The 24,470-nt window shown below is 71.7% G+C and carries 28 protein-coding genes; 9 read left to right on the top strand and 19 right to left on the bottom strand.

The genetic code is table 11. The features are described 5' to 3' along the window. Positions 1 to 41 precede the first annotated feature (41 nt). Positions 42 to 890 (bottom strand): menaquinone biosynthetic enzyme MqnA/MqnD family protein, encoded by an 849-nt coding sequence (locus ACGFZN_RS33385; RefSeq protein WP_393862200.1) that lies wholly within the window; start codon positions 888 to 890, stop codon positions 42 to 44. A 288-nt stretch (positions 891 to 1,178) separates the two neighbouring features. Here ACGFZN_RS33385 and ACGFZN_RS33380 point away from each other — a divergent pair, with 288 nt between their 5' ends. After that, positions 1,179 to 1,382: a cold-shock protein gene (locus ACGFZN_RS33380; protein WP_176189615.1), complete on the top strand. Its 204-nt coding sequence runs from the start codon at positions 1,179 to 1,181 to the stop codon at positions 1,380 to 1,382. A 126-nt stretch (positions 1,383 to 1,508) separates the two neighbouring features. On the opposite strand, the gene ACGFZN_RS33375 is transcribed toward ACGFZN_RS33380, so the two are convergent. Beyond that, on the bottom strand, positions 1,509 to 2,108 hold the full coding sequence (locus tag ACGFZN_RS33375) for a helix-turn-helix domain-containing protein (protein ID WP_393862199.1): 600 nt from the start codon (positions 2,106 to 2,108) through the stop codon (positions 1,509 to 1,511). Between the two features lie 111 nt (positions 2,109 to 2,219). On the opposite strand from ACGFZN_RS33375, the gene ACGFZN_RS33370 reads away from it, so the two are divergent. The 4 genes from ACGFZN_RS33370 to ACGFZN_RS33355 all read left to right on the top strand — a co-directional run bounded on the left by ACGFZN_RS33370 (position 2,220) and on the right by ACGFZN_RS33355 (position 4,394). Continuing rightward, positions 2,220 to 2,885: an AzlC family ABC transporter permease gene (locus ACGFZN_RS33370; protein WP_393862198.1), complete on the top strand. Its 666-nt coding sequence runs from the start codon at positions 2,220 to 2,222 to the stop codon at positions 2,883 to 2,885. Continuing rightward, positions 2,882 to 3,196 (top strand): AzlD domain-containing protein, encoded by a 315-nt coding sequence (locus ACGFZN_RS33365; RefSeq protein ID WP_393862197.1) that lies wholly within the window; start codon positions 2,882 to 2,884, stop codon positions 3,194 to 3,196. Before ACGFZN_RS33370 ends, ACGFZN_RS33365 begins: the two co-directional genes overlap by 4 nt. Before the next feature lie 112 nt (positions 3,197 to 3,308). Beyond that, positions 3,309 to 3,983, top strand: a complete 675-nt coding sequence (locus tag ACGFZN_RS33360) for a class I SAM-dependent methyltransferase (RefSeq protein WP_393862196.1) — start codon at positions 3,309 to 3,311, stop codon at positions 3,981 to 3,983. Positions 3,984 to 4,190: 207 nt separating this feature from the next. Further along, on the top strand, positions 4,191 to 4,394 hold the full coding sequence (locus ACGFZN_RS33355) for a hypothetical protein (protein ID WP_393862195.1): 204 nt from the start codon (positions 4,191 to 4,193) through the stop codon (positions 4,392 to 4,394). A 184-nt stretch (positions 4,395 to 4,578) separates the two neighbouring features. Here the strand turns inward: ACGFZN_RS33355 and ACGFZN_RS33350 are convergent, their stop codons facing one another. The 5 genes from ACGFZN_RS33350 to ACGFZN_RS33330 form a co-directional block, all read right to left on the bottom strand. Continuing rightward, positions 4,579 to 7,611 carry a BTAD domain-containing putative transcriptional regulator gene (locus ACGFZN_RS33350; RefSeq protein WP_393862194.1) on the bottom strand — a complete coding sequence of 1,011 codons (3,033 nt, stop codon included), beginning with the start codon at positions 7,609 to 7,611 and terminating at the stop codon, positions 4,579 to 4,581. A 159-nt stretch (positions 7,612 to 7,770) separates the two neighbouring features. Further along, a complete protein-coding gene (locus tag ACGFZN_RS33345) occupies positions 7,771 to 8,565 on the bottom strand; it encodes a BTAD domain-containing putative transcriptional regulator (RefSeq protein ID WP_393862193.1) in 795 nt (264 codons plus the stop codon). A gap of 75 nt (positions 8,566 to 8,640) precedes the next feature. Continuing rightward, a complete protein-coding gene (locus ACGFZN_RS33340) occupies positions 8,641 to 9,471 on the bottom strand; it encodes a hypothetical protein (RefSeq protein WP_393862192.1) in 831 nt (276 codons plus the stop codon). Positions 9,472 to 9,515: 44 nt separating this feature from the next. Further along, a complete protein-coding gene (locus ACGFZN_RS33335; RefSeq protein ID WP_393862191.1) occupies positions 9,516 to 9,785 on the bottom strand; it encodes a DUF397 domain-containing protein in 270 nt (89 codons plus the stop codon). Further along, positions 9,782 to 10,636 carry a helix-turn-helix domain-containing protein gene (locus ACGFZN_RS33330; RefSeq protein WP_393862250.1) on the bottom strand — a complete coding sequence of 285 codons (855 nt, stop codon included), beginning with the start codon at positions 10,634 to 10,636 and terminating at the stop codon, positions 9,782 to 9,784. Before ACGFZN_RS33330 ends, ACGFZN_RS33335 begins: the two co-directional genes overlap by 4 nt. 105 nt (positions 10,637 to 10,741) lie before the next feature. Here ACGFZN_RS33330 and ACGFZN_RS33325 point away from each other — a divergent pair, with 105 nt between their 5' ends. Further along, complete coding sequence (locus ACGFZN_RS33325) at positions 10,742 to 11,218, top strand: ATP-binding protein (protein WP_393862190.1); 477 nt, start codon at positions 10,742 to 10,744, stop codon at positions 11,216 to 11,218. On the opposite strand, the gene ACGFZN_RS33320 is transcribed toward ACGFZN_RS33325, so the two are convergent. Both ACGFZN_RS33320 and ACGFZN_RS33315 read right to left on the bottom strand, forming a co-directional pair. After that, positions 11,166 to 12,050, bottom strand: coding sequence for a LysR family transcriptional regulator (locus ACGFZN_RS33320; RefSeq protein WP_393862189.1), 885 nt, complete (start codon positions 12,048 to 12,050; stop codon positions 11,166 to 11,168). The two genes, ACGFZN_RS33325 and ACGFZN_RS33320, sit on opposite strands and share 53 nt — an antisense overlap. Positions 12,051 to 12,210: 160 nt before the next feature. Next, entirely contained in the window at positions 12,211 to 14,136 is a 1,926-nt protein-coding gene (locus ACGFZN_RS33315; RefSeq protein WP_393862249.1) for an AMP-dependent synthetase/ligase, read from the bottom strand. Between the two features lie 267 nt (positions 14,137 to 14,403). Here ACGFZN_RS33315 and ACGFZN_RS33310 point away from each other — a divergent pair, with 267 nt between their 5' ends. Then, complete coding sequence (locus ACGFZN_RS33310) at positions 14,404 to 15,219, top strand: MaoC/PaaZ C-terminal domain-containing protein (RefSeq protein ID WP_393862188.1); 816 nt, start codon at positions 14,404 to 14,406, stop codon at positions 15,217 to 15,219. On the opposite strand, the gene ACGFZN_RS33305 is transcribed toward ACGFZN_RS33310, so the two are convergent. The 9 genes from ACGFZN_RS33305 to ACGFZN_RS33265 form a co-directional block, all read right to left on the bottom strand. After that, complete coding sequence (locus tag ACGFZN_RS33305; RefSeq protein WP_393862187.1) at positions 15,216 to 15,881, bottom strand: TetR/AcrR family transcriptional regulator; 666 nt, start codon at positions 15,879 to 15,881, stop codon at positions 15,216 to 15,218. The two genes, ACGFZN_RS33310 and ACGFZN_RS33305, sit on opposite strands and share 4 nt — an antisense overlap. 10 nt (positions 15,882 to 15,891) lie before the next feature. Then, a complete protein-coding gene (locus tag ACGFZN_RS33300; RefSeq protein WP_393862248.1) occupies positions 15,892 to 16,200 on the bottom strand; it encodes a DUF4229 domain-containing protein in 309 nt (102 codons plus the stop codon). 89 nt (positions 16,201 to 16,289) lie between these two features. Continuing rightward, positions 16,290 to 16,814 carry a GNAT family N-acetyltransferase gene (locus ACGFZN_RS33295; RefSeq protein ID WP_393862186.1) on the bottom strand — a complete coding sequence of 175 codons (525 nt, stop codon included), beginning with the start codon at positions 16,812 to 16,814 and terminating at the stop codon, positions 16,290 to 16,292. Between the two features lie 15 nt (positions 16,815 to 16,829). Continuing rightward, entirely contained in the window at positions 16,830 to 17,486 is a 657-nt protein-coding gene (locus ACGFZN_RS33290) for a UdgX family uracil-DNA binding protein (protein WP_393862185.1), read from the bottom strand. A gap of 26 nt (positions 17,487 to 17,512) precedes the next feature. Next, a complete protein-coding gene (gene mqnE / locus ACGFZN_RS33285) occupies positions 17,513 to 18,676 on the bottom strand; it encodes an aminofutalosine synthase MqnE (protein ID WP_393862184.1) in 1,164 nt (387 codons plus the stop codon). A gap of 41 nt (positions 18,677 to 18,717) precedes the next feature. Further along, positions 18,718 to 19,173 carry an Lrp/AsnC family transcriptional regulator gene (locus ACGFZN_RS33280; RefSeq protein ID WP_330338438.1) on the bottom strand — a complete coding sequence of 152 codons (456 nt, stop codon included), beginning with the start codon at positions 19,171 to 19,173 and terminating at the stop codon, positions 18,718 to 18,720. Positions 19,174 to 19,256: 83 nt separating this feature from the next. Further along, positions 19,257 to 19,907 carry a UbiX family flavin prenyltransferase gene (locus tag ACGFZN_RS33275; protein WP_393862247.1) on the bottom strand — a complete coding sequence of 217 codons (651 nt, stop codon included), beginning with the start codon at positions 19,905 to 19,907 and terminating at the stop codon, positions 19,257 to 19,259. A gap of 91 nt (positions 19,908 to 19,998) precedes the next feature. Continuing rightward, on the bottom strand, positions 19,999 to 20,892 hold the full coding sequence (gene mqnP, locus ACGFZN_RS33270; RefSeq protein ID WP_393862183.1) for a menaquinone biosynthesis prenyltransferase MqnP: 894 nt from the start codon (positions 20,890 to 20,892) through the stop codon (positions 19,999 to 20,001). After that, complete coding sequence (locus ACGFZN_RS33265) at positions 20,889 to 22,340, bottom strand: menaquinone biosynthesis decarboxylase (protein WP_393862182.1); 1,452 nt, start codon at positions 22,338 to 22,340, stop codon at positions 20,889 to 20,891. The genes mqnP and ACGFZN_RS33265 overlap by 4 nt, the downstream gene beginning before the upstream one ends. 77 nt (positions 22,341 to 22,417) lie before the next feature. Here ACGFZN_RS33265 and ACGFZN_RS33260 point away from each other — a divergent pair, with 77 nt between their 5' ends. Together ACGFZN_RS33260 and ACGFZN_RS33255 are read left to right on the top strand one after the other, a co-directional pair. Beyond that, positions 22,418 to 22,711 carry a PLD nuclease N-terminal domain-containing protein gene (locus ACGFZN_RS33260; RefSeq protein ID WP_393862181.1) on the top strand — a complete coding sequence of 98 codons (294 nt, stop codon included), beginning with the start codon at positions 22,418 to 22,420 and terminating at the stop codon, positions 22,709 to 22,711. Further along, positions 22,711 to 23,592, top strand: a complete 882-nt coding sequence (locus ACGFZN_RS33255) for a LysR family transcriptional regulator (protein ID WP_393862180.1) — start codon at positions 22,711 to 22,713, stop codon at positions 23,590 to 23,592. The genes ACGFZN_RS33260 and ACGFZN_RS33255 overlap by 1 nt, the downstream gene beginning before the upstream one ends. On the opposite strand, the gene ACGFZN_RS33250 is transcribed toward ACGFZN_RS33255, so the two are convergent. Next, complete coding sequence (locus ACGFZN_RS33250) at positions 23,489 to 24,436, bottom strand: DMT family transporter (protein WP_393862179.1); 948 nt, start codon at positions 24,434 to 24,436, stop codon at positions 23,489 to 23,491. The two genes, ACGFZN_RS33255 and ACGFZN_RS33250, sit on opposite strands and share 104 nt — an antisense overlap. Positions 24,437 to 24,470: the final 34 nt, after the last annotated feature.

Raw genomic sequence — 24,470 nt, 5'->3', positions numbered from 1 at the left:
ACGACGTGGGCGCCCGTGGGAGGCAGCCTAGTGACGTGCGCTCAGGGCTGCAGCAGGTCCACCTTCACGTCCGCCGGGAAGCCGGTGGTCGGGCCGATGCGGCGGGCGAACTCGGCGACGGCCTCCAGCTGCGCCGGGCCGAAGCTGAAGTCGAGGGTGGTGAAGTACTCGGCGAGGGTCTCCTCGTCGAAGGCCTCCCAGCGGGCGGCCTGTTCGGCGACCTTGGCGACCTCTTCCAGGGAGAGGTTGCGGGACTCCAGGAAGGCCTGGTGCACCTTGCGGGTGATGGCCGGCTCGCGCTGCGCGTAGTCCCGGCGGGCCGCCCACACCGCGAAGACGAACGGCAGGCCGGTCCACTCCTTCCAGAGCGTGCCGAGGTCGTGCACGTCCAGGCCGAAGCGCGGGCCGTCGTGCAGGTTCGCCCGCAGCGCCGCATCGCCGATGAGGACGGCGGCCTCGGCCTCCTGCATCATCAGGCTGAGGTCGGGCGGGCAGGTGTAGTAGTCGGGGTGGACGCCGTAGCGCTCGGCGAGCAGCAGCTGGGCGAGGCGGACGGAGGTGCGGGAGGTCGAGCCGAGGGCGACCCGGCGGCCGTCCAGCCGGTCCAGCGGGACCTGCGAGACGATCACGCAGGACATCACCGGGCCGTCGCAGCCGACGGCGATGTCCGGGAAGGCGACCAGGTCGTCGGCGTTGCGCAGGAACTCGACCAGGGTGACGGGGCCGATGTCGAGGTCGCCGCGCACGATCTGCTCGCTGAGCTTCTCCGGGGTGTCCTTGGTGAGCTCGAAGTCGAGCAGGGTGCCGGTTCTCGCCAGGCCCCAGTAGAGGGGGAGACAGTTCAGGAACTGGATGTGGCCGACGCGCGGCCGGGTGCGAGAATTGTCCACATCGCGAGACTAGACCCCGTCCTGTACGGTGCCGGTGCCGGCCCCACCGCCGAACGGGTTAGCGGCTGTTCAAACATCCGGGTGACGTGATCTTGACCTCTATTGCTTTCGGCTGTCCGGATGCTAGGCTTGCCGCAAGTTGCAGTTTGGTTTCCCTTGCAGTACAGAGCCTGCGGAGCATGTGACCGCGGGCTCTCGTCGTTTTCAGACGTATGCAGTTGTGCAGCACCAGTTTCACACTTGCAGGTTCTGGAGCAGGGCAACCCTTTTTGAGCCCAAGGAGGGCTTATGGCTACCGGAACCGTTAAGTGGTTCAACGCCGAAAAGGGCTTTGGCTTCATCGCCCAGGAGGGCGGCGGCCCCGACGTCTTCGTTCACTACTCCGCGATCAACGCCACTGGCTTCCGCTCCCTCGAGGAGAACCAGGCGGTGTCCTTCGACGTCACGCAGGGCCCGAAGGGCCCGCAGGCGGAGAACGTCACCCCGGTCTGATCTTCCGATCGGATCGCCCTGGTCGCAGGACCTGAGAGCAGTACCCAAGGAGCCCCGCGCCGTTCCGGCGACGGGGCTCCTGCCCTTTTCCGCCGTCATCGCGCTGATGAATGTCCGGCGAATTCTCTACGTGTGCTCCATGACGAGGACGAAGGCCGTACCCGGCAGCAGCGCCTCGTACGAGTGCGGCACGTCGCCCCGACAGGTCATGTAGTCGCCGGGGCCGAGTTCGGTCTCCTCCCCCTCCGGTCCCGCCTTCACCCGGCCCGAGGCGACGATCAGGTGCTCCACCGTGCCGGGGATGTGGGGCTCGGAGACGCGGGCGGCGCCCGGCTCGGCGCACAGGCGGTAGATGTCCCGGCGGGCTCCGGGCGGGCTCGCGGACAGCAGGGTGGCGACGTAGTCGGCCTGCCCCGAGGCGACCGACGGGCCCTCGCCGGCCCGGATCACCCGCACGCTCGGCGCCGGCGGTTCGACGAGGGTGCTGAACGGCACGCCCAGCGCGACCGCGAGCGCCCAGAGCGTCTCCACGTTCGGGTTGCCGCTCGCCGCCTCCAGCTGGGAGAGCGTGGACTTCGCGATGCCGGCGCGTTTGGCCAGCTCGGAGAGGGACAGGCCGGTGCGGGTGCGCTCGCGCTTGAGCGAGGCGGCGATCCACTCCAGGGGGAGGCGGGCGGCGGGGGGCCGGGGAAGCGGCGGCTCGGACATGGCTTTCGTTCGCTCCATCGGTACGATCGTTCGGCTTGACGTACGGGGATCTCGCTGCCCATTGTAGAAAACATGCGTTCGGTACAACGAACACGAACACAGGGTGAGAACTCGGAGCGCTCCGGTGGCATGTCCCTGGTGCGGGACAGCTCGCTCGTCTGGCTCGCCACGGGTGTGGTCGGCGTGTCCTTCGGGGCCGTCTCGGTCGCCGGGGGGCTGCCGGTGTGGGTACCGGTGGTGATGTCCCTGGTGGTGTACGCGGGGTCGGCCCAGTTCAGCGCGGTGGGGGTGCTGCTCGCCGGGGGTGGTCCGGCCGCCGCGGCGGCGACGGGGCTGCTGCTCAACACCCGTACGGCCGCGTTCAGTCTGGCGGTGGCGGACGTCCTCGGGAGCGGGCGGGTGAGCCGGTTCCTCGGGGCGCATCTGGTCACCGACGAGACCGTCGCCTTCGCGCTCGCGCAGGACGATCCGGTACGACGGCGGCAGGCGTTCTGGATCTCCGGGCTCGGGCTGTTCACCGTGTGGAACATCGGGGTGCTCGGCGGTGCGCTGGCCGGGGGCGCGCTCGGGGACACGGCGCGGTACGGGCTGGACGCGGCGTTTCCGGCCGTGCTGGTGGCGCTGGTGCTGCCCCAGGTGCGGGCGGATGCGGTCGTACGGCGGTGTGCGCTGGCCGGGGCCGGGGTGGCTGTGGCGGTCACGCCCGCGGTGCCGTCCGGAGTGCCGGTGCTGCTCGCTCTGGGCGGGCTGCTCCTCTTCCGCCGCCGGCCGGGCGGGGAGGACGGTGCGGCATGAACGCCGGTGTCGTGGTGATCCTCGTGCTGGCCGTGGGGACGTATGCGCTGCGGCTGGTGGGACCGGTGCTGCACGGCCGGGTCGCGATACCGGAACGGGTGACGGAGCTCGCGTCGGCCGGGGCGGTGGTGCTGCTCGTCGCGCTGGCCGGCACGGGGGCGTTGACCGAGGGCGGGGGATTCGCCGGGGCCGCGCGGGTGGGCGGCGTGGGGGTGGCGGTGCTGCTGGCGTGGTTCAGGGCGCCGTTCGTCGTGGTGGTCCTGGGGGCGGTGGCGGTGACGGCGTTCCTGAGGGCGACCGGGGTTGCCTGACCCCGCCCACCCGGCTTCGTGGGCTGGGAAGTGGCGGCTCGGGGGGCCGAGCAGTGCTTGGGCGGAGTTCGTCCGAGGGCGGTGTCGGTGCCGGGCTGTAGCGTCGCGGGGCGTGATTCAGGATGACTTTCTTGTTGCCACCCGTACCTTCTACGACGCCGTAGCCGAGGACTACGCCGAGCAGTTCCGGGATCATCTGCGCGAGAGGCCGTTGGAGCGGGCCCTGCTCGCGGGGTTCGCCGAGATGGTGGGGGACGGGGGGAGCGTCGCCGACCTCGGGTGCGGGACCGGCGTGGCCACCGCGTATCTCGCCTCCCTCGGTGTCGACGTCTTCGGGATCGACCTGTCCGAGTCGATGCTCGCCGTCGCCCGCCGCCGCCATCCCGAACTGCGCTTCCGGCAGGGCTCGATGCTGGACCTGGACCTCGCCGACGGCTCGCTCGCCGGCGCCGTCTCCTGGTACTCGAGCATCCACACCCCCGTCGGCGAACTTCCCGCTCTGTTCGCCGAGTTCCACCGGGTGCTGAGGCCCGGCGGACATCTGCTCCTCGCCTTCCAGGCGGGCGAGGAGACGCGGCGGCACGACCAGCCGTGGGGCCACTGCGTCGTCCTGGACTTCCACCGGCGCCGTCCCGAGCGGATCGCCGCGCTGCTGGAGGACGCCGGGTTCGCGCTCGGCTCCAGCACCGTGCGCCCGGCGGAGGAGCGGGCCGGGGAGTCCACCCCGCAGGCGTTCCTGTTCGCCCGCAAGGACTCCGGCCCGGCAGGTGCGCAAGGGCGATTTTGAGCGCTGGAGAAGCACTGGAGAAACACTCGAGAATCACTTGAAACCAGGAGTACCGGTGGGCTGACCTGCTCCGGGAACCAGCGGGGAAGGCATGGGGATCGGCGGCCAAGAGCATCAGTCGCGTCGCCGGGGAGCAGCCGGCGGCCGGATGACGATCCGCATCAGTGATCCGTCACCGCCGATCCGTCTCTTCCTGGGGGTTTCCACATGCGTTCCATCGCCTCGCGCACGAAGACGGTTCTGGTCGCGCTCGCCGGCACGGGCGTCCTCGCGCTCGGCGCCGCGGCGGCCGTCCCGGCGGCCGGTGTGCCGGGCCCGCTCGTGCGCGTCGCCGCGGACCTCACCGGTCACCCGGCGCCCTCCGGCCCGGCCCTGGCGGACGACCGGGACCCCTTCGTCGTCGCACGCTGACGCACCCGGCGCCGGCGCCCAGCTCTCGGCGATCAGCTCTCGGCGTCGGTCCCGACCGAGCCGCGCCCCGCGCGCCGGTCGGCGCAGCGACCACGGCACCGTCCGGGCTCACCCCCCGGCCGGTGCCGTTTCCACGAGATCGGCGAAAGCCCTGATCAGCTCCCGCCCTGCACGTCACATCCCCCTACAACCGGCGCCCCGCCTCCGTGACCCCCATCGCGTCGTACAGCGCCTGCGCCGCCCGCAGATGCCGGGACGCCGTCCTGCCGTCGCCCAGGGCCTCGGCCGCCTCGGCCATGCCGTGCAGGGCGCGGGCGATCTCGATGCGGTAGCCGAGGCGGGTGGCCAGTTCGTGGGCGCGGCGGTGGAGTTCCATGGCGCGGTCGGCCGCTCCGGCGCGCAGGTGGACCGCGCCCACCACGTTCACCACGGACGACTGGCGCAGCACCGTGCCGCCGGTGGCGACCAGGTCCAGGGCGCGCTCGGCGTGTTCGGCGGCCAGGGTCACCTCGCCGAAGCGCTGGCAGACGCGGGCCCAGTGGGCGAGGACGAAGGCCACGTTGCCCGGCTGGCGGGACTCGTCGCACAGTTCGAGCGCCTGGGACAGGCAGGCCCGCGCCCGTTCGTCCTCGCCGAGGCCGAAGTGGGCCAGCGCCAGCCAGGCCAGCGAGGAGATCTCGTGGTTGCGTTCGCCGAGGCGCCGGTTCAGCTCGGTGGCGCGGGCGGCGAGCGAGGCGCCCTCGGCGTAGTGGCCCGCCCAGGTCTGCACGGTGCTGAGGTTGACCAGCGCCTCCGCCTCCGCCCGGTCCATGCCCATCTCCCGGTGCAGGGTGATGCCCTGGGTGAGGTAGGAGCGGGCCTCGTCGAAGTCGCCGAGCGCCCCGTGCAGCAGGCCGAGCACCTCGATGCTGAAGGCGCGGGTGCGCGGGTCGGTGCCGTGCACGAGTTCCAGGGCCTCCTGGGCGGTGGCGATGCCGTCGTGGAAGTCGCCGAGCCACCACTGGCCCACGGCCAGGTTGCACAGGCTCAGGCTGAGCAGCACGGGGTCGTCGAGCTGCCGGCAGGCGGTCACCGCGACCCGGTTGACGACCCGGAACTCCTGGTAGTGGCCGCGCAGATGGAGGTAGAAGAGCACGTTGCGGGCGAGCAGCGCGGCGGTGCGGTGCATGCCGTGCGTGCCCGCTTGGGCGACGACCGCGAGCAGCGCCTCGCGCTCCCGGTCGAACCAGGACAGCGCCTGCTCGTCGTCGTCCAGGCGGGGCAGTTCGGCCGCGCCCGGCTCGGGCACGTCGCCGTAGCGGTTGCGGCCGGGGAACAGGATCTCGCAGGCCTGGTCGGTGGCGAGCGTGTAGTAGGCGACGAGCCGTTCGACCGCGCCCTCCGCGTCGTCCTCGGCTTCCCGCACGCTCATCGCGTACGTCCGCACCAGGTCGTGGAAGCCGTACAGCCCCGCCTCGTGCTGTTCCAGCAGATGCGCGTCGAGCAGGTCCTCCAGCACGTCCTCGGCGTCGCGGGCGGCGGCACCGAGCAGGGCGGCGGCCGAGTGGACGTCGATCGCGCTGCCGGGGTGCAGTCCGAGCAGCCGGAAGGCGGCGCGCTGCTCCTGCTCCATGGCCTGGTACGACAGCCGGAGCGTGGCCTCGACGCTGCGCTCCCCCGCGCTCAGCTCGCGCAGCCGCCGGGTCTCGTCGGCGAGCCGGTCGACCAGGTACTGCACGGTCCAGCGGGGCCGGTTGCGCAGCCGGGCGGTGGTGACGCGCAGCGCGAGGGGCAGCCCGCCGCACAGGCCGGCGAGCCGGGCGACGGCCTGCGGTTCGGCGCCGGTGCGGTCGGCGCCGAGCATGCGGGTGAGCAGGGTGACGCTGTCGTCGGCGGAGAGCAGTCCGAGGGAGAGCCACTCGGCGCCGTCGAGGTCGAGCATGCGGACCCGGCCGGTGAGGACGGCGAGGCAGTCCTCGGAGGCGGGCAGCAGGGGCCGTATCTGGGCGGCGCCCGCCGCGTTGTCGAGGACGAGCAGCAGCTTTCGCTGCGCGGAAACGGTTCTCCACAAGGTGGTACGCCGCTCCAGGTCGTCCGGGATGCGTTCGTCGGGCACGCCCAGGGTGCGCAGCAGCGAGTGCAGCACGGCGCCCGGTTCCTGGGCCTTCTCGCCGGGGCTGAAACCGCGCAGGTCGACGAAGAGCTGCCCGTCGGGGTAGTCGGCGGCGAGCAGGTGCGCGGCGTGCACGGCGAGGGCGGTCTTGCCGCTGCCGCCCATGCCGTCCACCCCGATGATCCGGGTGCCCCCGCTCGCCGGGGCCCGGCCGACCTCGAGCAGGCGGGCCAGTTCCTCGTCCCGGCCGGTGAAGTCGGGCAGGTCGTAGGGCAGGGTGCAGGGCGCGGCCGCGGGGCCGGCGGTCCCGGCGAGCGGGGCCGGCAGCAGCAGGGCGGCGCGGTCGGCCACGGACTGCGGCACGCGGGGGGCGACCTCGGGGCTGTCGCGCAGGATCGCCTCGTACAGCCCGGTCAGTTCGACGCCCGGGTCGATGCCCAGCTCCTCCACGAGCAGTTCGCGCACCCGGCCGAACTCCTCCAGCGCCTCCGCCTGCCGGCCGGCCCGGTACAGGGCCAGCATCAGCCGGCCGCGCAGCGTCTCCCGCAGCGGATGGGCCGTCACCAGCTCTCGCAGCGGACCGATGAGTTCGGCGGAGTGGCCGCGTTCGAGCTGCAGCTCGTAGTACTGCTCGGCGATCGCCATGTGGCGCTCCTCCAGCGCCAGGGAGGCTGCGGAGATCACCGTGCCGCCGGCGCCGGCCATGACCGGGCCGCGCCACAGGTCCAGGCAGGCCCGCAGATGGCCGACCGCCTCCTCGGGCCGGCCGTCGGCCATCGCCTGCCGGGCCTGCCGGGACCACTGTCCGAACTCGTGCAGGTCCAGCTGGTGTTCACCGAGGACGGCACGGTATCCGGGGCCGTCGGTGACGATCAGCCGGGAGCCGTCCGGGATGCGGGTGCGCAGCGCGGCGACGGCCTTGCGGACCTGGTGGCCCGCGGTCTGCGGCGGCTCCTCGTCCCAGGCGGCGGCCACCAGCCGGCTGAGCGGCACCATCCGGCCCGGCTCCAGCAGCAGGGTGACGAGCACCCGCTCCTGCGTGGGGCTGCCCAGTCGCACCCGGTGCTCACCGTGCCAGCCTTCCAGCGGGCCGAGGATGTTGAACCGTACGACAGGATGGCCCAATGCCGCCGATTCCACGTACCGTTCCCCCCGCTACGTTTCGTCGCCCAGCCCGAGGCGTTCGGGCCAATCCTAAGGTTGTACCCGAACCGGCAGGCGCGTGAAGGCTTCTCCACGCTACCGCCCGACGGCCTCTCGGTACGAGCCGGACGAGCACTGTTTTCAAGCCAGTTGAAGCAGGACCGGGCCCATGTCCGGGGCAAGTGCCGGATCATGGCGGAGAATCGCGCTCTCCACCTTGCGCAGCGCCGGAGACGGCTCGATGCCCAGTTCCGCGTCGAGCCGGCCGCGCATCCGCCGGAAGACGTCGAGGGCGTCGGCCTGCCGGCCCGAGCCGTACAGGGCGACCATCAGCTGCTCGCAGAAGCGTTCGCGCAGCGGGTGGTTGGTGTGCGCCTCCGCCAGCTCGGCGAGCACGGCGGCGTGGTGGCCGAGCCGCAGCTCGGCGTCGAACCGCAGCTCCATGGCGCGCATCCGGTACTCCTCGTAGCGGGCCCCGGCCAGCTGGCACAGGGTTCCGCCGGGGAAGCCGCCGAAGACGGGACCGCGCCACAGGCCGAGCGCCTCGCCGAGCAGCCGGGCCACGCGCGCCGCGTCGTCGGGCGACGCCGACTCGGCCTGCCGTACCGCCCCGACGAACTCCGCCGCGTCCAGCTCCCCGTCGCCGACGACGAGCCGGTAGCCGGAGGGGTGGATGGTGACGCGGGAGGCCGGCCGGTCCGGCTCCAGCGCGCGCAGCTTGCGGCGCAGCCTGCTGACGTGCGCCTGGAGCGCGTTGGCCTGGTTGTCGGGTACGGTCTCGCCCCACATCTCCTCGACCAGGCTCTCCCCGGACACCGGACGGCTCTCGCTGACCAGCAGGGTCTGCACCAGGACGCGCTGCAGATCGCCGGAGATCTCCGCGGGCCCGGACACGGTGCGGATCTGCAGTGCCCCGAGGATCGAGAACTTCAGCATCTGACTCGGCCTCCTGTCGACGTCGCTGGCGTCGTCGTCCTGATTCCGGCGACGTATCAACAGTGCGGCGCGGCTCTACCGGTTCGTTCCCGATCCGTTCCCGGTGACCAGCTCCGTCAGGGAGGTCACCCGCTGGGCCGCCACCTCGGGCGAGTCCGCGTGCACGACGAGATGCCCGGGGCGCATCGAGTCCGGTGGTGACACGTGCCGTACGTGCGGCAGCACGCCCACCTCGCCGGTCTCCAGCCGCCACGGCGGGTTCAGCACGGCCGCCGCCGCGTACCGGCCCGGCCGGACCGTGTCCACCAGCCGTCCGGCCAGCACCGCCACGGCCCCGGCCGCCGGATCGAACCCGCCCGCGGCCTTCAGCAGCTCCGGCACCGGGTCCCTGGCCAGTTCCGCGCGGCAGCCGGTGATCACCGGCCCGCGCGCGGTCAGCTCGACGTTCGTGTGCGCCGGCCCGTACTGGTATCCGGTCAGGTCCAGCAGGGCGGTCACCACGGCCCGCACCTCGGCGGCGGTGTCCTCCGTCAGCGGCGCCGGGTGCAGCAGCCCGTAGGGCATGCGGGCGGTGATCCCCACGGTCTGGTGCATCCCGTGCACGCTCAGCGTCTCCACGCTGAGCCGCGTGCCGCCCGCGGCGGGCCCGGCGGCGTCCGGCGACAGCCGGTTGTCGCGCACGAGCCGCCGTACGGCCTCCGGGTCGGCGAGCACGCGCAGGGACCGGGCCGGGTTGACGAACAGCCCGGCCGCGGCGGCCTCGTCCAGTACGGGGCGCAGCGCCCGCTCGTCGAGCGGGTCGGCCTCGGCGGACCGGACCTGGACACCGGTCCGCGCGGCCTCACGCAGGAGACGCGGGTCCGGGTTCAGCAGGAAGATCCGGCGAACGTCGTTGTCTTCTTTCATGCCTCTGCTCGGGGTGACGGAGTCGGCGAGGGTGGAAAGGCAGGCTACGAACGGGGGTTACCGATCCGGTCCCGGTCGGTTCCCAAGGAAACGAAGGCCGACCACGCGGAGGGGCTGACGGTGACGTGGGGGGCGGTGGGGGTCTTGGAGTCGCGGATGTGGATCGCGGTGGGGTGTGCGGCCACTTCGAGGCAATCGCCGCCTTCGCCACTGCTGTGGGTGGACTTGCGCCAGGTGTAGGCGAGTTCCACGCAATCGCCGCCTTCACCGTCGCTGTAGCTGGACTTGAACCAAGCAAGGTCCTGGACGCTCACAGCTCCTCCAGCTTCCGAGTGATCAGGGAGCGGGACTCCCTGGGACTGAGTGCCATTGCGCGCATGGTCCCATAGCGGTCGGCGATCTTCCGGACCTCCTCCCGGTCTGTGATGAGCTGGGGGAATCCCTGCGCCTCCACGTACGCCACTTGGCCATGCCCTTTGGGTACCAGCAGGTTGAACGCGCTACCCAGGTTGGGGTGTTCCTCCATGTCCGTCGGCATCACCTGGATCTCGACGTTCTGCATGCTGCTGACGTCGAGCAGGTGGCGCAGCTGCTCGGCGTGAACACGCCGCCCGCCGATGGGCCGGTCGAGCACGACCTCTTCCAGGATGTAGCTGACGATGGGCCGGGGACACCGCTGGAAGACCTGTTGGCGAGAGAGACGGTCAGCCACCCGCTTCTCAATGGTCTCCTCATCGAGAAACGGTCGCCGTTGAGCGAACACGGCCCGCGCATGCTCCTCCGTCTGCAAGAGGCCCTGCACCGCGTGATTGTTGTAGTGGTGCAACTCCACCGCCTCCGCCTCCATCGCCGCATAGCTCCGGTACCACTCCGGATGCCGGGTCCGCGCCCTGCTCATCGCCTCCTCGACCTGCGGGAGGACCTCGGTGAACAGGCCGCCCGCGTTGAGGAGGTCGTCCGCCTTCTTCAGGAACTCCGGCCTCGGCGTCCGTACCCCTCGTTCCATGGCCGAGATCTGGTCGGGGCCGTAGCCGACCAGGTCGCCGAACTCCCGTTGGTTCAGCCCGGCCTTCTCTCTCAGCAGCTTCAACTGCTTACCCAGTACGACGAAGACAGCCGCCGATCCGTTCGCCTCGGCGGGCGTCTCCGGCCTGCGTTCCTCCACCGTCACCTCCGACACTCGTACTGCACGCGAACGCACCCGTACGACTACGCTCAGTCGCCAGGCATCCCCTGGTCAGCGTAGGGAGAAGCGACCACTCTCGGTGACGTGAACCTGGAAATCTCCACCCCCCGAACCGACGCCGCCGAACTCGTCCAGCGTCTCAGCGCCACTCCTCTCGGCGCCCGGCTGGCCCGGCGGCTCACCGGTCAGCAGCTCGTCAGCTGGGGTTGTCCGTACGACAGCGACCAGAACCGCACCGCGCAGCTGCTGGTGTCGGAGCTGGCCTCGAACGCCGTCACCCACGGTCGCGTGCCCGGCCGGGACTTCGAGCTGCGGCTGCGGCTGCTGCCGCAGGAGGACACCTTGCGTATCGAGGTGAGCGACGCCAGAGGGGACAGGGCGCCACGGCTGCGGGACGGCGGGACGGAGGACGAGCACGGGCGCGGGCTCGTGGTCGTCCTCGTCCTGTCCGCGCGGTGGGGCGTCACCGAGCGGACCGTCGGCAAGACGGTCTGGGCGGAGCTCCCGCTCAGCCCCGGGCGGCGGCGACCGTGTCGGCGAACGCCCGCGCCGGAGGGCTGAGGGCGTCCCAGCGGCGCACGGCCCAGCCGACCGGCAGCGGGCGCAGGCCGGGCAGCGGGACGAGCCGCAGTGCGCCGGTGCCGGGCACGGGCAGTCCGGGCACGGCGGGGACCACCGCCCGGCCGACGCCCAGTTCGGCGAGGAGCAGTGCCGTGTCCCAGTCGGCGACGCTCGTGTCGTAGGTGAAGCGGACGCCCAGCTCGGCGCAGGCCGCGTCGAGGTGGACGGCGGAGGTGGAGTTCGGGGGCAGCCGGATGAGCCGTACGCCGGTGAGGTCGGCCGCGTCGAGACGGGTGCGGCCGGCCAGGGGGTCGTCGGCGGCGACGGCGAGCACCCAGGGCAGTTCGGCGACAGTCCGCTGCTCGATGCCGCGCACCGGGGAGCCGACGGTGATCCAGGCGAGGTCCAGGGTGCCGTCGGCGAGGGCGTCGAAGGTGCCGCGTCCCGAACTGACCGTGCGGAACTCCAGGTTGACCCCGGGGTGGCGGCGGCGGAAGGCGACCACGGCCTCGGACATGAAGTGCCGGACTGTGGTGGCGCCGGTGGCGACGCGGACGTACCCGCTGTGCCCGTCCACCAGGTCGCGCAGCCGCCGTACGGCGATGTCGAGCCCGGAGATGCCCTCCGCCGCGGCGGCTTCCAGTATCCGCCCGGCCTGGGTCGGCAGGACGCCCCTCGGCAGCCGCTCCAGCAGCGCGGTCCCCGTCTCCCGCTCCAGGCGTTTGACGTGCTGGCTGACGGCGGACTGGGTGCAGCCGAGGTCCCGGGCGACGGAACTGAGGCTGCCGGCGCGGCACACGGCCACGAACACGCGGAGGTCGTCGAGCGTCACAACACCCAAGCTGTCCCTTGGGTGTGGCCAGTAAACCCAAGGATTGACTGGATGTCAGGGGCGTACGAGGATCACTGACGGGACACGGCCGGTCCGGGCGGCAACCCGCTCCGCGCGCGAGGAGCGGGTGCCGACCCTCTCAGCGAGGGTCCCCTGCCGCTCAGGGGCCGGTGGCCGGGCCGTACAGGGCCTCCACCTCGGCCGCGTAGTCGGCCATGATCTGTGCGCGGCGCAGTTTCATGGACGGGGTGAGGTGTCCGGCCTCCTCGGTGAAGTCCGTGGGCAGGACGGTGAAGCGGCGGATCGACTCGGGGCGGGAGACCAGCTTGTTCGCCTCGTCGACGGCGCGCTGGAGGACGGCCTCCAGCTCCGGGTCGCCGACGAGCAGTTCGGGCGGCACCGGGTGTTTGCCGATCATCTGGCGCCAGTGCACGATGCCGTCGGGGTCGAGGGTGATGAGGGCCGCGACGTAGGGGCGGTCGTCGCCGACCAGCATCACCTGGGAGATCAGCGGGTGCTGGCGCAGCCAGTTCTCCAGCGGGGCCGGGGCCACCGACTTGCCGCCCGAGGTGATCAGCAGCTCCTTCTTGCGGCCGGTGATGGTGAGGTAGCCCTCGTCGTCCAGCTCGCCGATGTCGCCGGTCGGCAGCCAGCCGTCCCGGGTCGCGGGGACGACGCCGCCGGCCTGCGGGTCCCAGTAGCCGCGCAGCACATGGTCGCCGGAGACGAGGATCTCGCCGTCGGCGGCGATGCGGACGCGGGTGCCGGGCAGCGGCCAGCCGACCGTGCCGAGCCGGGGTTTGAGCGGTGGGGTGACGGTCGTGGCGGCGGTGGTCTCGGTCAGGCCGTAACCCTCGTAGATCTCGATGCCGGCGCCGGCGTAGAACGCGGCGAGGCGCCGGCCGAGCGGGGAGCCGCCGCAGATGACGTGCCGCACCCGGCCGCCCATGGCGGTGCGGATCCTGCGGTAGACCAGCGGGTCGTAGAAGGTGCGGGCCGTCTTCAGGGAGCGGCCCGGACCGCTGCCGGCGCCGGTCTGCCGGGCCTCCAGCGCCTCGCCGTAGCGGACGGCGACCGCCGCGGCCCGGTCGAAGACCGCGCCCCGGCCGCCCGACTCGGCCTTCGCGCGGGCCGAGTTGTAGATCTTCTCCAGCATGTACGGGATGGTCAGCAGGCAGGTCGGCCGGAAGGCGGCGAGGTCCGGCAGCAGATCCCCGGCGGCCAGGCTCGGCGCGTGCCCGAGGCGGACCCGGGCCCGGACGCAGGCGATGGCCACCATGCGCCCGAAGACATGGGACATGGGCAGGAAGAGCAGGACCGAGGGGATCTCGTCCTTCGCCTTGAAGACCGGGTAGAGCAGCTCGATGGCGTTGTCGACCTCGGCGAAGAAGTTGCCGTGCGAGAGCGCGCAGCCCTTGGGGCGGCCGGTGGTGCCGGAGGTGTAGATGAGGGTGGCGAGGGTGTCCGGGCCCAGCATGCCGCGCCGTACGGCGACTTCCGCGTCCGGCACCTGCACCCCGGCCTCGGCGAGCCGGGTCACGTGGTCCTTCTCCAGCACCCACAGATGGCGCAGGTCGGGCAGGTGCTGGAGTTCGGGGCCGATGGCGGAGGCCTGGGCGGAGGTCTCGGTGATCAGGGCGACCGCGCCGGAGTCGTGCAGGATCCACCGGGTCTGGAACACCGAGGACGTGGGGTAGACCGGCACGGTGACCAGGCCGGCGGCCCAGGCGGCGAAGTCGAGCAGCGTCCACTCGTATCTCGTGCGCGCCATGACGGCGATCCGGTCGCCCGGCGCCAGCCCCTCGGCGATCAGCCCCTTGGCCACGGCGAGGACCTGTTCGGCGAAGTGGGCCGCCGTGACGTCCCGCCAGCGGCCGTCCTCCAGTTTGCGGCTGAGCACGACGGCGGCGGGGGCGGCGTCCGCGTTGTCGAACGGCAGGTCCGCGAGCGAGCCGTGCTTGACCGGGGGTGCGAACGGCGGCACGGAGACCTCCCGCACCGCGCCGTCCAGCCGCTGGACCCAGGGCTCCACGAGGACCGGCCGGCCGTCGTAGTCGGTGGCGGAGACGGTGGGCCCGGGAGACACGGGGGTGTTCGGGAACGGGCTGGACACGGGCGGCTCCTGTGGCGTGCGTGCACCTGCGGCGCCTCGGCGGAAAGGGGTTACCGCAGGTTAGGGAGGTGATGGTACGGGTCGGCCGTGGGGGGATCGTGCGGGTTCGGGGGTGGTCCGGGGCCGGGGGTGTGCAACCTCGGGGGTTATGCGAACAAGACTCACGTTTGAGCGGCGACTCCCCTGTGACGTAGCATTACCGCTGGTAACTTACTTCAGAGTAAGCGGTGGGGGCAGGACATGACAGCCGACGGTCTCGGCTTGCTACTGGTACGCGGCGCGCTGCGATCCCCGTTCAAACGGCCCTCCCCCGAGGCAGGCTTCCCGCGCACCCGGCTGGTGCGGCCCGGCGTGCGGGTGGACCAGGACCGGCTGGCCGCCTACGAGCGCGTCTGCGGCTTCCCCACCGACCACGGCGACCTCCCGGTCACCTATCCGCACGTCCTCGGCTTCCCCCTGACGATGCGGCTGATGACCGAACGGTCCTTCCCGCTGCCCCTGCTCGGCCTCGTCCACACGTCGATCGAGATCACCCGGCACGTCCCGCTCCCGGCGTCCGCGGAGTACGAACTCGACGTGCACATCGAGGGCCTGGCCCCGCACCGGCGCGGCACCGAGGTCACGGTGGCCACCGGGGTGCGGGCCGCCGGCGAGGTCGTATGGGAGTCGCGCAGCACGTATCTGGCCCGGCACCGCACCGGCAGCCGTACCGCTCCGGGCCCGGCACACGAGAGCACTCCGCTGCCCGTCGTCGCCGAGTGGCGGCCGGCCGGGGACATCGGACGGCGCTACGCCGCCGTGTCCGGCGACCGCAACCCCATCCATCTGTCCCCGCTCACCGCCCGGCTCTTCGGTTTTCCCCGGGCCATCGCGCACGGCATGTGGACGGCGGCCCGCTGCCTGGCAGCGGCCGGCTCGGGCGGGACGCGGGTGCGCATCCGGTTCCTCGCGCCGGTGCTGCTGCCGGGCACGGTGACCTACGGCACGGACGGTTCCGGCCGCTTCGAACTCCGCGGCACCGACGGCCGCCTGCACCTGTCCGGCGAGACGAGCTAGACGCCGTCGGGGCGCTCCGCCCGCGTCGGTGGGGTCCAGCGGTGGCCGGAGAGCAGGGTGCCCAGCCCCGACCACGCGAAGTTCATCAGGGTGGCCGCCGCCTGGCCGGCGCTGACGCCGGGGGTCGCGTTGGCCCACGCGGCCAGTGACTCCGCCGCGCCCACCAGCGCCTCGGCCAGGCCGGCGACCTCGCGCTCGGGCAGATCGGGGTCGCGGTGGGCCTCGCGGGCCGCGTCCGCGAACAGGCGGGTCACGAACGCGACGATCTCCGCGCGCATCGCGACGACCTCGGCCGCGAAGGGCTCCCCGTGCGTACGGGCCTGCAGATGCAGCACGGACCAGGCGTCGGGGTGCTGGGCGGTGTGCGCGAAGAACGCCTTCAGGCCCTCCCAGAGCTGCCGGTCGGCGGGCAGGTCCGGGCGGATCCCGGCGCGGACGGCCCGGGTCAGGGCGGCGGCCTCGCGCCGGATGCAGGCGGTGAAGAGGTCTTCCTTGGAATTCAGGTAGAGGTAGACCAACGGCTTGGAGACACCGGCGAGTTCGGCTATCTCGTCCATGGAGGCGGCCGCGTAGCCGCGCCGGCCGAAAATCCGTACCGCGGCGTCGAGCATCTGCTGCTCGCGCACCGCCCGCGGCATCCGCCTGGTCCTCGCCCCGCCCATGGGGGCAAGACTAGTTGGACGCGGTCGCCTCGCCCTGCGCCCGCGCGGTGTCGTCGGCGACGTCCTCCTGGCTGCGGTTGGCGTCCAGGTTGGCCTTCATCCGGTCCACCCTGTTCACGATCTGCACCGAGGCCCGGTCCCGCTCCCTGCGCAGCACCACCCAGCTGATCGGCGCCGAGAGGACGAGGGCGAGCAGCAGCACCCACAGGCCGTTGGAGTTGCCGAAGCCGCGCGGGAAGATGCCGGAGTAGACGGCTCCCCAGACGACGACGAGGCAGCCGGCGAAGATGCCGAGGCGCATCAGCGTGTAGCGGAGCATCTCAATCCAGTCGTCCGATTCCAAACAGGGTCATCGTCCAGTGAAGCATGACAGACAACCGATCTTGCAGGGGGGTGGGCCAGCGGCCGTCAGCGCAGCGGCAGCAGCATGATCACGTCGTCGCGGTCGTCGCCGGGCGCCACCCGGATGGCGCCGGGGACGCGACCGACCTCCTTGTAGCCGCAGGAGCCGTAGAACCGCTCGAGGCCGAGGCCGCCCCGGCAGGTGAGCCGTATCGCGTCTATGCCGTCGAAGCCGCGGGCCGCGTCCTCGGCGGCGGCCAGCAGGTCGCGGCCGTACCCCTTGCCCTGGTGCTTCGGGTGGACCATCACCGTATAGAGCCACACCCAGTGCCGCATCAGACGGTGGGTGTTGAAGGCGAGGAACGCGGTCGCGGCCGGCGCGCCCGTCTCGTCGCGCCCGACGAGCAGCCGGTGCCGGCCCTCGGCCATGGCCACGAAGTGCCTCACCAGCTCCGGCCGGACGTCCTCCCGGCTCACCGGCGGCACGAAGCCGACGGCGCCGCCCGCGGCGGAGACGTCCGTCCACAGGTCGAGGATGCCGTCGCGAAGCTCGGGCGTGACGGCGGGGTCCAGCGTGAAGGTAAGCGGCATACGGGATGTTAACCATTACCCCAGTGCGCGCGCAGCCACTTTCAGATCGGCCACCAGCCCCTCGTACGCGGCCCTGCGGTCCTCGTCCTGCGCCCGCAGGACGGACGACGGATGGACGGTCGGCACCAGCCGCTCGGGCCGGCCGTGGATCTCCCGCTCCAGGACGGTGCCGCGCACCTCGCCCACCCGGAACGACGACCCGAGCAGCGCCTTGCCCGCGGTGGCGCCGAGCACCACGATCAGCTCGGGTTCCACGACCGCCAGCTCCGCCGCGAGCCAGGGCCCGCACGCCGTCATCTCCCGCAGGCTCGGCGCCTTGTGGATCCGGCGCTTGCGGGGCTCTGCCCGGGTGAACTTGAAGTGCTTGACCGCGTTGGTCACATAGGCGTCGCCCGGGTCGATGCCGGCCTCGGCGAGCGCCCTGTCGAGCAGCTTGCCGGCCGGGCCGACGAACGGCCTGCCCTGCCGGTCCTCCTGGTCGCCTGGCTGCTCCCCGACGAGCATCACGCGCGCGTGCTCGTCGCCCGCGCCGAACACCGTCTGGGTGGCGTTCTCGTGCAGCGGGCAGCCGCGGCAGCCGGCCGCGGCCTCGCGCAGCGCGGCGAGACCGGCGCCTTCGGGGACGAAGGGCCGCGCCGTGTACGCGTCCTCGGGGGCCTTGGTGACAGCCATGGCCCCCGGGTACCCCCGCCGGGGGGTCAGACGCGCATCGGCTGGGGCGAGTCCCGGCGCGCCGGGTCGGGGCCGTCGTACTCGCGGATGATCTCGTAGCGCGTGTTGCGCTCCACCGGGCGGAAGCCGGCGTCGCGGATCAGCTCCAGCAGGTCCTCGCGGGTCAGCTTGTTCGGCGTGCCGAAGTTGTCCGCGTCATGGGTGATCTTGTACTCCACGACCGAGCCGTCCATGTCGTCCGCGCCGTGCTGCAGGGCCAGCTGGGCGGTCTGCACGCCGTGCATGACCCAGAAGACCTTCACGTGCGGGACGTTGTCGAACAGCAGCCGCGACACCGCGAACGTCTTCAGCGCCTCGGCGCCGGTCGCCATCGTGGTACGGGCCTGAAGGCGGTTGCGGATCTTGCCGTCCTTCATGTCCACGAAGTCGTGCTGGTAGCGCAGCGGGATGAAGACCTGGAAGCCGCCGGTCTCGTCCTGCAGCTCGCGCAGCCGCAGCACGTGGTCGACGCGGTGGCGGGGCTCCTCGATGTGGCCGTACAGCATGGTGCACGGGGTCTTCAGACCCTTCTCGTGCGCCAGGCGGTGGATGCGGGACCAGTCCTCCCAGTGGGTGCGGTGGTCCACGATGTGCTGGCGGACCTCCCAGTCGAAGATCTCCGCCCCGCCGCCGGTCAGCGACTCCAGGCCCGCGTCGATCAGCTCGTCGAGGATCTCGCTGGCGCTCAGCCCGGAGATGGTCTCGAAGTGGTGGATCTCGGTGGCGGTGAACGCCTTCAGGGAGACGTCCGGCAGAGCCTTCTTCAGCTCCCTGAGCGAGCGCGGGTAGTAGCGCCACGGCAGGTTCGGGTGCAGGCCGTTGACGATGTGGAGCTCGGTGAGGTTCTCCGACTCCATCGCCTTGGCGAGCTTGACCGCCTCCTCGATGCGCATCGTGTACGCGTCCTTCTCCCCCGGCTTGCGCTGGAAGGAGCAGTAGGCGCAGGAGGCCGTGCACACGTTGGTCATGTTGAGGTGCCGGTTGACGTTGAAGTGGACGACGTCACCGTTCTTGCGGGTCCGCACCTCGTGCGCGAGGCCGCCGAGCCACGCCAGGTCGTCCGACTCGTACAGCGCGACACCGTCCTCGCGGGTCAGCCGCTCACCGGAGCGGACCTTCTCCTCCAGCTCGCGCTTGAGCCCGACGTCCATGCCAACACGCCCTTTCTACGACAGCACGGCCCACCGTATCCCTAGACCTCTTCGGGCAGCTCTCCGACCCGGTTCTCCCACTTGGTGGAGAGCACGATGGTGGTACGCGTCCGCGAGACGCCCTTGGTGCCGCTGAGCCGCCGGATGATCCGCTCCAGCCCGTCCACGTCGGTCGCGCGCACCTTGAGCATGTAGGAGTCGTCGCCGGCGATGAACCAGCAGTCCTCGATCTCCTGCAGGTCCCGCAGGCGCTGGGCGACGTCCTCGTGGTCGGCGGCGTCGGAGAGCGAGATGCCGATCAGCGCGGTGACGCCGAGGCCGAGCGAGGCCGCGTTCACCGTGGCGCGGTAGCCGGTGATGACGCCGGCCGCCTCGAGACGGTTGATCCGGTCGGTGACGCTGGGGCCGGACAGGCCGACGAGGCGCCCCAGCTCCGCGTACGAGGCCCGGCCGTTCTCCCTCAGGGCCTGGATGAGCTGCCTGTCCACCGCGTCCATGCGATCGAAGCCTTCCGGTGAAGTTCCTGAAGTTCAGGTGCCTGAAGTGATGAGAGGTACTGCTGGAGGTACTGCTGCTTGCCTTACTCGCCCGGTGTGCCGCCGCCCAGCTCGCCCTTCCAGCGCCGGTACAGGCCGTGCCCGACGCCCGCCGCGTCCAGCACCCGCCCGGCGACGAAGTCCACCAGGTCCTGGATGTGGGTGGCGCCCGCGTAGAAGGCGGGCGAGGTCGGCACGACGCGGGCGCCGGCGTCGTCCAGCGCCACGAGGTGCCGCAGGGTCTGGCCGTTCAAGGGGGTCTCCCGTACGGCCACGACCAGGGTCCGGCGCTCTTTCAGGGTGACGCTCGCCGCCCGCTGGAGCAGGTCCTTGGACAGTCCGAGCGCCACGCCGGCCACACAGGCGGTGGAGGCGGGCACGATCAGCATGCCCTTCGCCGGGTACGACCCGGAGGACGGCCCGGCGGCGAGGTCGCCCGCGCTCCAGTACCGGACCGCGCTGACGTCGGCGTCGAAGACCCCGGGCTTGCCGTCGGCGCCCCGGGCGAGCCATTCCCGCAGGTCGTGCTGCCAGTGGGCGTCCCGGAAGGAGATCCCCGTCTCGTCCAGCAGCGTCAGCCGCGAGGCCCGGCTGACCACGAGGTCGACCGGCTCCCCCGCGTCCAGCAGCGCCCGCAGCACCGCGGCCGCATACGGCGTCCCGGAAGCCCCGGACACCCCCACGATCCAAGGCACGCGCTGCTTTTCCCCTGCGTTCACACCTTGAGCGTACCGGTGAGTCGGGAAGAGCTCAGGCCGGGTGGGGGGCCTTCGGGCGGCACCGCGCTCAGGGAGTCAGACCCCGGACCAGGAGATCCAGCAGCGCGCACACGAACAGGGCGATGCCGATGAAGCCGTTGACCGAGAAGAACGCCCTGTTGAGGCGGGACAGGTCGTGCGGGCGCACGATGCGGTGTTCGTAGCCGAAGGCGCCGGCGACGATCAGCAGGCCCAGCCAGAAGAACGCGCCCGCGTGGGTCACCAGGGCGTACCAGACGAACAGGGCCGTCGTGATCGTGTGGCAGGCCCGCGCGCCCCAGATCGCGGCGGGGATGCCGAACCGGGCCGGAACCGACATCACGCCGATCTCGCGGTCGGTCTCCACGTCCTGGCAGGCGTAGATCAGGTCGAAGCCGCCGATCCAGACGCCGACCGCCAGGCCGAGGATCACCGCCGTCCAGGACCACTCGCCGGTGATCGCCAGCCAGCCCCCGATCGGGCCCATGGCCTGGGCGAGGCCGAGGATGGCCTGCGGGAAGTTGGTGAACCGCTTGCCGTACGGATACACCACCATCGGGACCACGGCGACGGGGGCCAGCGCCAGGCACAGCGGGTTGAGCAGGGCGGCGGCGCCGAGGAAGACGACGACCGCGATCAGCGCGCCCGTCCAGGCGTGCCGGACGCTCATCGCGCCGGTCACCAGTTCCCGGTGGGCCGTACGGGGGTTACGGGCGTCGATCTCGCGGTCGATGATCCGGTTCACGGCCATCGCGAACGTGCGCAGACCCACCATGCAGACGGTGACCAGCAGCAGCCGGCCCCAGTGGATGTTCCGGTCCCACTCGTACATCGCCGTCAAGGAGGCGATGTAGGCGAAGGGGAGCGCGAAGACCGAGTGCTCGATCATCACCAGGCGCAGGAAGGCCCGCGTCCTGCCCGGCTGGATGACTGCGGTGGTCACAGGCCGTACTCCTTCCAGCGGCGGTCCACCAGGGCCGCCGTCGCCGGGTCCGACAGGACCATGTCCGGCCAGCCCCCGTTGCGGGTGTAGCCCTCCTCGGGCCACTTCTTCGTCGCGTCGATGCCCGCCTTGCCGCCCCAGAACTGCTGGTAGGAGGCGTGGTCCAGATGGTCGACCGGGCCTTCGACGACCGTGAGGTCACGGGCGTAGTCGGTGTTGCCGAGGGCACGCCAGGCGACCTCGTGCAGGTCGTGCACGTCGCAGTCGGCGTCCACGACCACGATCAGCTTGGTCAGGGACATCATGTGCGCCCCCCAGATCGCGTGCATGACCTTCTGCGCGTGCTTCGGGTACTTCTTGTCGATCGAGACGATCGCGCAGTTGTGGAAGCCGCCGGCCTCGGGCAGGTGGTAGTCCACGATGTCCGGGATGATGATCTTGAGCAGGGGGAGGAAGAAGCGCTCGGTCGCCCGGCCGAGGGGGCCGTCCTCCGTCGGGGGGCGGCCGACGACGATCGACTGGAGCAGCGGCCGCTTCCGCATCGTCACGCAGTCGATCCGCAGCGCGGGGAACGGCTCCTGCGGGGTGTAGAAGCCGGTGTGGTCGCCGAAGGGGCCCTCGGGCAGCATCTCGCCCGGCTCCAGCCAGCCCTCCAGGACGACCTCGGCGTTGGCCGGCACCTGGAGCGGGACCGTCTTGCAGTCGGTCATCTCGATCCGCCTGCCCGCGATGAACCCGGCGAACAGGTACTCGTCGATGTCGCCGGGGAGCGGGGCGGTGGAGGCGTACGTCACGGCCGGCGGGCAGCCGAACGCGATGGCGACCGGGAGGCGTTCGCCCCTTCTCGCGGCCACCTGGTAGTGGTTGCGGCTGTCCTTGTGGATCTGCCAGTGCATGCCGATGGTGCGCTTGTCGTGGCGCTGGAGGCGGTACAGCCCGAGGTTGCGGACGCCCGTCTCGGGGTCCTTGGTGTGGGTGAGCCCCAGGTTGAAGAAGGAGCCGCCGTCCTTGGGCCAGGTGAACAGCGCCGGGAGCCGGTCGAGGTCCACCTCGTCGCCGTGCAGCACGACCTCCTGCACGGGGGCGTCCCTGACCTTCTTCGGCGGCACGTGCGTCATCGCGCCGAGCTTGCCGAAGGCCTCGCGCACGCCGACGAAGCCGTGCGGCAGTTCGGGGCGCAGCAGACCGCCGATCTTCTCGGAGATCTCGCCGTACGACGCAAGGCCCAGCGCCTTCAGCAGCCGCCGGTCGGTGCCGAAGACGTTCATGGCGAGCGGCATCGCCGAGCCCTTCACGTTCTCGAAGAGCAGCGCCGGGCCGCCGGACTTCTGCACCCGGTCGACGATCTCCCCCACTTCGAGATACGGGTCGACCTCGGCCTTGACGCGCTTGAGGTCGCCCTCGCGCTCCAGCGCGCGCAGCAGGGAGCGAAGATCGTCGTAAGCCATGCGGTCCAGTATCGCCGACGGACCGCTCCGGGCCGTTGCCGGGTGCGGGTTCCGGGCGCTCGTATACCCTGCACGCCATGCTCAGGTATCTGCCGTTCCTGCTGGTGCTGGCGCTGTGGATCTACGCCTTCGTGGACTGTCTGAACACCCCGGAGGACGAGGTGCGCCATCTGCCGAAGGTGGTGTGGGTGATCATCATCCTGCTCTTCGGCGAGGTGCTGGTCGGACCGGTGGCCTGGCTGATCACCGGCAGGGACCGCCGGCCGGTGCCCGCGGGCGGCGCCGGGGCCGGTACCGGGCGGTGGGTCGCCCCCGACGACAACCCCGAGTTCCTCAAGTCCCTGAACAAGGACGATCCCGAGCAGAGCTGATGGAACTCCGCCTGCTCGTCACCTTCGAGAAGGTCGCCACGGCCCTGAGCTTCACCCGGGCCGCGGCCGAGCTGTCGTACGCGCAGTCCAGCGTGACCGGTCAGATCCGCGCCCTGGAGTCCTCCCTCGGCGTGGAGCTGTTCGACCGGCTGGGCAGCCGGATCCGGCTCACCGGGGCGGGCGAGCGGCTGCTGCCGTACGCCCGGCGGATCATCGAGCTGGCGGACGAGGCCCGGGCGGCCGTCGCCGAGCCGGAGGAGCCGTCCGGCACGCTCACCGTCGGCACCATGGAGTCGCTCACCTCCTACCGGCTGCCGCCGCTGCTGGAGTACTTCCACCACCGCCACCCGCGGGTGCGGCTCGCGCTGCGCACCACCATCGGCGACGAGACCCGGCAGGCGCTGCGTCAGGGCGCCTACGACGTCGGGTTCCTGATGGAGGAGCGGACCGAGCACCCCGGGCTGGAGACCGTGGTCCTCGCGGTGGAGCCGCTGGCGCTGGTCGCGGCGCCGGGACACCCCCTGGCGGGAGCGGCCGTCGCCACCGCGGACCTGGTGGGCCGGCCGCTGCTGGCCACCGAGCCGGGCTGCGCCTACCGGGACCTGTTCGAGCGGGAGCTGACGGCCCTGGGGGCCGTTGACTTCCTGGAGTTCGGCACCATCGAGGCCACCAAGCGCGCGGCGGCGGTCGGCCTCGGGATCGCGCTGCTGCCCGAGGTGACGGTCGCCGCCGAACTCGCGGAGGGAAGTCTCGTACGGCTGGACTGGGAGCCGCCGTTCACGCTTCGCACGCAGTTGGCGTGGCGGGCCGGGAAGCGGCTTCCGGCGCATGCGCGGCTGTTCGTGGAGCAGGCGCGGCGGCTCGTGGCCGAGCAAGGGTGACCTTCAGGCTCGCCGTCACGATCAGCGGCACGCCCAGCGCCTGGACCGGCCCGATGTGGTGGCCGTAGACCAGCCAGTCCATCAGCATGGCCACGGCCGGGTAGACGAAGGCCAGTACGGCGATCTTCGCGGTCGGCAGCTTGGCGTACGCCGCGTACATCAGGACGTACATCACCCCGGTGTGGATCAGGCCGAGCCCCGCCAGCCAGCCCCAGTGCCAGCCCGCGCCGCGCATCGCGCCGAAGTCGGCGAAGGGCAGCAGCAGCGGGATGCCGACCAGGACCTGGACGAGGGCGATCAGGTGCGGGCGCACCCCGGTGATCCTCTTGGTGACCAGGGTGGACAGGCCGTAGAGCAGGGCCGCGAGGAGCGCCTGGCCGACGCCGAGCAGATACGGCCCGCCGCCCGTGAAGTCGCCGGGTGTGACCCCGGAGACCAGGACGAGACCGGCGAAGGCCACCGCGATCCAGCCGGCCCTGGCGGCGGTGAGCCGCTCACGGAACAGCAGGGCGCCGAGCAGGACCACGTAGAAGGGCTGCGTGTGGTAGACGACCGTGGCCACCGAGATGGACGTGTTCGTGTACGACTGGAACAGCAGCACCCAGTTGAAGACGATGAACACCCCGCCGAGCACGGCGAGTCCGAGGGTGCGGCGGGTGAACCCGTGGCCGCGGAGCCAGCCCCGGGCGGTGACGTAGCCGCCGAGGGCGAGGGCGCCGAACAGGACGCGGAAGAAGACGACGTCGAAGGGCGGGGCTCCCGATTCGACGACGAAGACGCCGAGGGTCCCCGAGAGCATCATGGCGGTGGTCAGCTGGGCGGTGCCCTTGAGTTCCGGAGTCATGGCCCCGACGCTAGGACCGGCCGGGACACCGGTC

It is taken from the genome of Streptomyces sp. NPDC048192, from assembly GCF_043202415.1.
GTDB lineage: Bacteria > Actinomycetota > Actinomycetes > Streptomycetales > Streptomycetaceae > Streptomyces.
The sequence above is the reverse complement of the archived record's forward strand: the minus strand, read 5'-3'. Positions and strand labels throughout refer to the sequence as shown.

Excerpts from the sequence above, each read along its gene's own strand:
- ACGFZN_RS33355 (WP_393862195.1), top strand. The coding sequence starts at position 4,191 with ATGCGTTCCATCGCCTCGCGCACGAAGACGGTTCTGGTCGCGCTCGCC.
- ACGFZN_RS33290 (WP_393862185.1), bottom strand. The coding sequence starts at position 17,486 with ATGGCTGTCACCAAGGCCCCCGAGGACGCGTACACGGCGCGGCCCTTC.
- ACGFZN_RS33310 (WP_393862188.1), top strand. The coding sequence starts at position 14,404 with ATGACAGCCGACGGTCTCGGCTTGCTACTGGTACGCGGCGCGCTGCGA.
- ACGFZN_RS33365 (WP_393862197.1), top strand. The coding sequence starts at position 2,882 with ATGAACGCCGGTGTCGTGGTGATCCTCGTGCTGGCCGTGGGGACGTAT.
- ACGFZN_RS33300 (WP_393862248.1), bottom strand. The coding sequence starts at position 16,200 with ATGCTCCGCTACACGCTGATGCGCCTCGGCATCTTCGCCGGCTGCCTC.
- ACGFZN_RS33380 (WP_176189615.1), top strand. The coding sequence starts at position 1,179 with ATGGCTACCGGAACCGTTAAGTGGTTCAACGCCGAAAAGGGCTTTGGC.
- ACGFZN_RS33280 (WP_330338438.1), bottom strand. The coding sequence starts at position 19,173 with ATGGACGCGGTGGACAGGCAGCTCATCCAGGCCCTGAGGGAGAACGGC.
- ACGFZN_RS33260 (WP_393862181.1), top strand. The coding sequence starts at position 22,418 with ATGCTCAGGTATCTGCCGTTCCTGCTGGTGCTGGCGCTGTGGATCTAC.
- ACGFZN_RS33295 (WP_393862186.1), bottom strand. The coding sequence starts at position 16,814 with ATGCCGCTTACCTTCACGCTGGACCCCGCCGTCACGCCCGAGCTTCGC.
- ACGFZN_RS33375 (WP_393862199.1), bottom strand. The coding sequence starts at position 2,108 with ATGGAGCGAACGAAAGCCATGTCCGAGCCGCCGCTTCCCCGGCCCCCC.
- ACGFZN_RS33340 (WP_393862192.1), bottom strand. The coding sequence starts at position 9,471 with ATGAAAGAAGACAACGACGTTCGCCGGATCTTCCTGCTGAACCCGGAC.
- ACGFZN_RS33255 (WP_393862180.1), top strand. The coding sequence starts at position 22,711 with ATGGAACTCCGCCTGCTCGTCACCTTCGAGAAGGTCGCCACGGCCCTG.
- ACGFZN_RS33250 (WP_393862179.1), bottom strand. The coding sequence starts at position 24,436 with ATGACTCCGGAACTCAAGGGCACCGCCCAGCTGACCACCGCCATGATG.
- ACGFZN_RS33305 (WP_393862187.1), bottom strand. The coding sequence starts at position 15,881 with ATGGGCGGGGCGAGGACCAGGCGGATGCCGCGGGCGGTGCGCGAGCAG.
- mqnE (WP_393862184.1), bottom strand. The coding sequence starts at position 18,676 with ATGGACGTCGGGCTCAAGCGCGAGCTGGAGGAGAAGGTCCGCTCCGGT.
- ACGFZN_RS33370 (WP_393862198.1), top strand. The coding sequence starts at position 2,220 with ATGTCCCTGGTGCGGGACAGCTCGCTCGTCTGGCTCGCCACGGGTGTG.
- ACGFZN_RS33265 (WP_393862182.1), bottom strand. The coding sequence starts at position 22,340 with ATGGCTTACGACGATCTTCGCTCCCTGCTGCGCGCGCTGGAGCGCGAG.
- ACGFZN_RS33345 (WP_393862193.1), bottom strand. The coding sequence starts at position 8,565 with ATGCTGAAGTTCTCGATCCTCGGGGCACTGCAGATCCGCACCGTGTCC.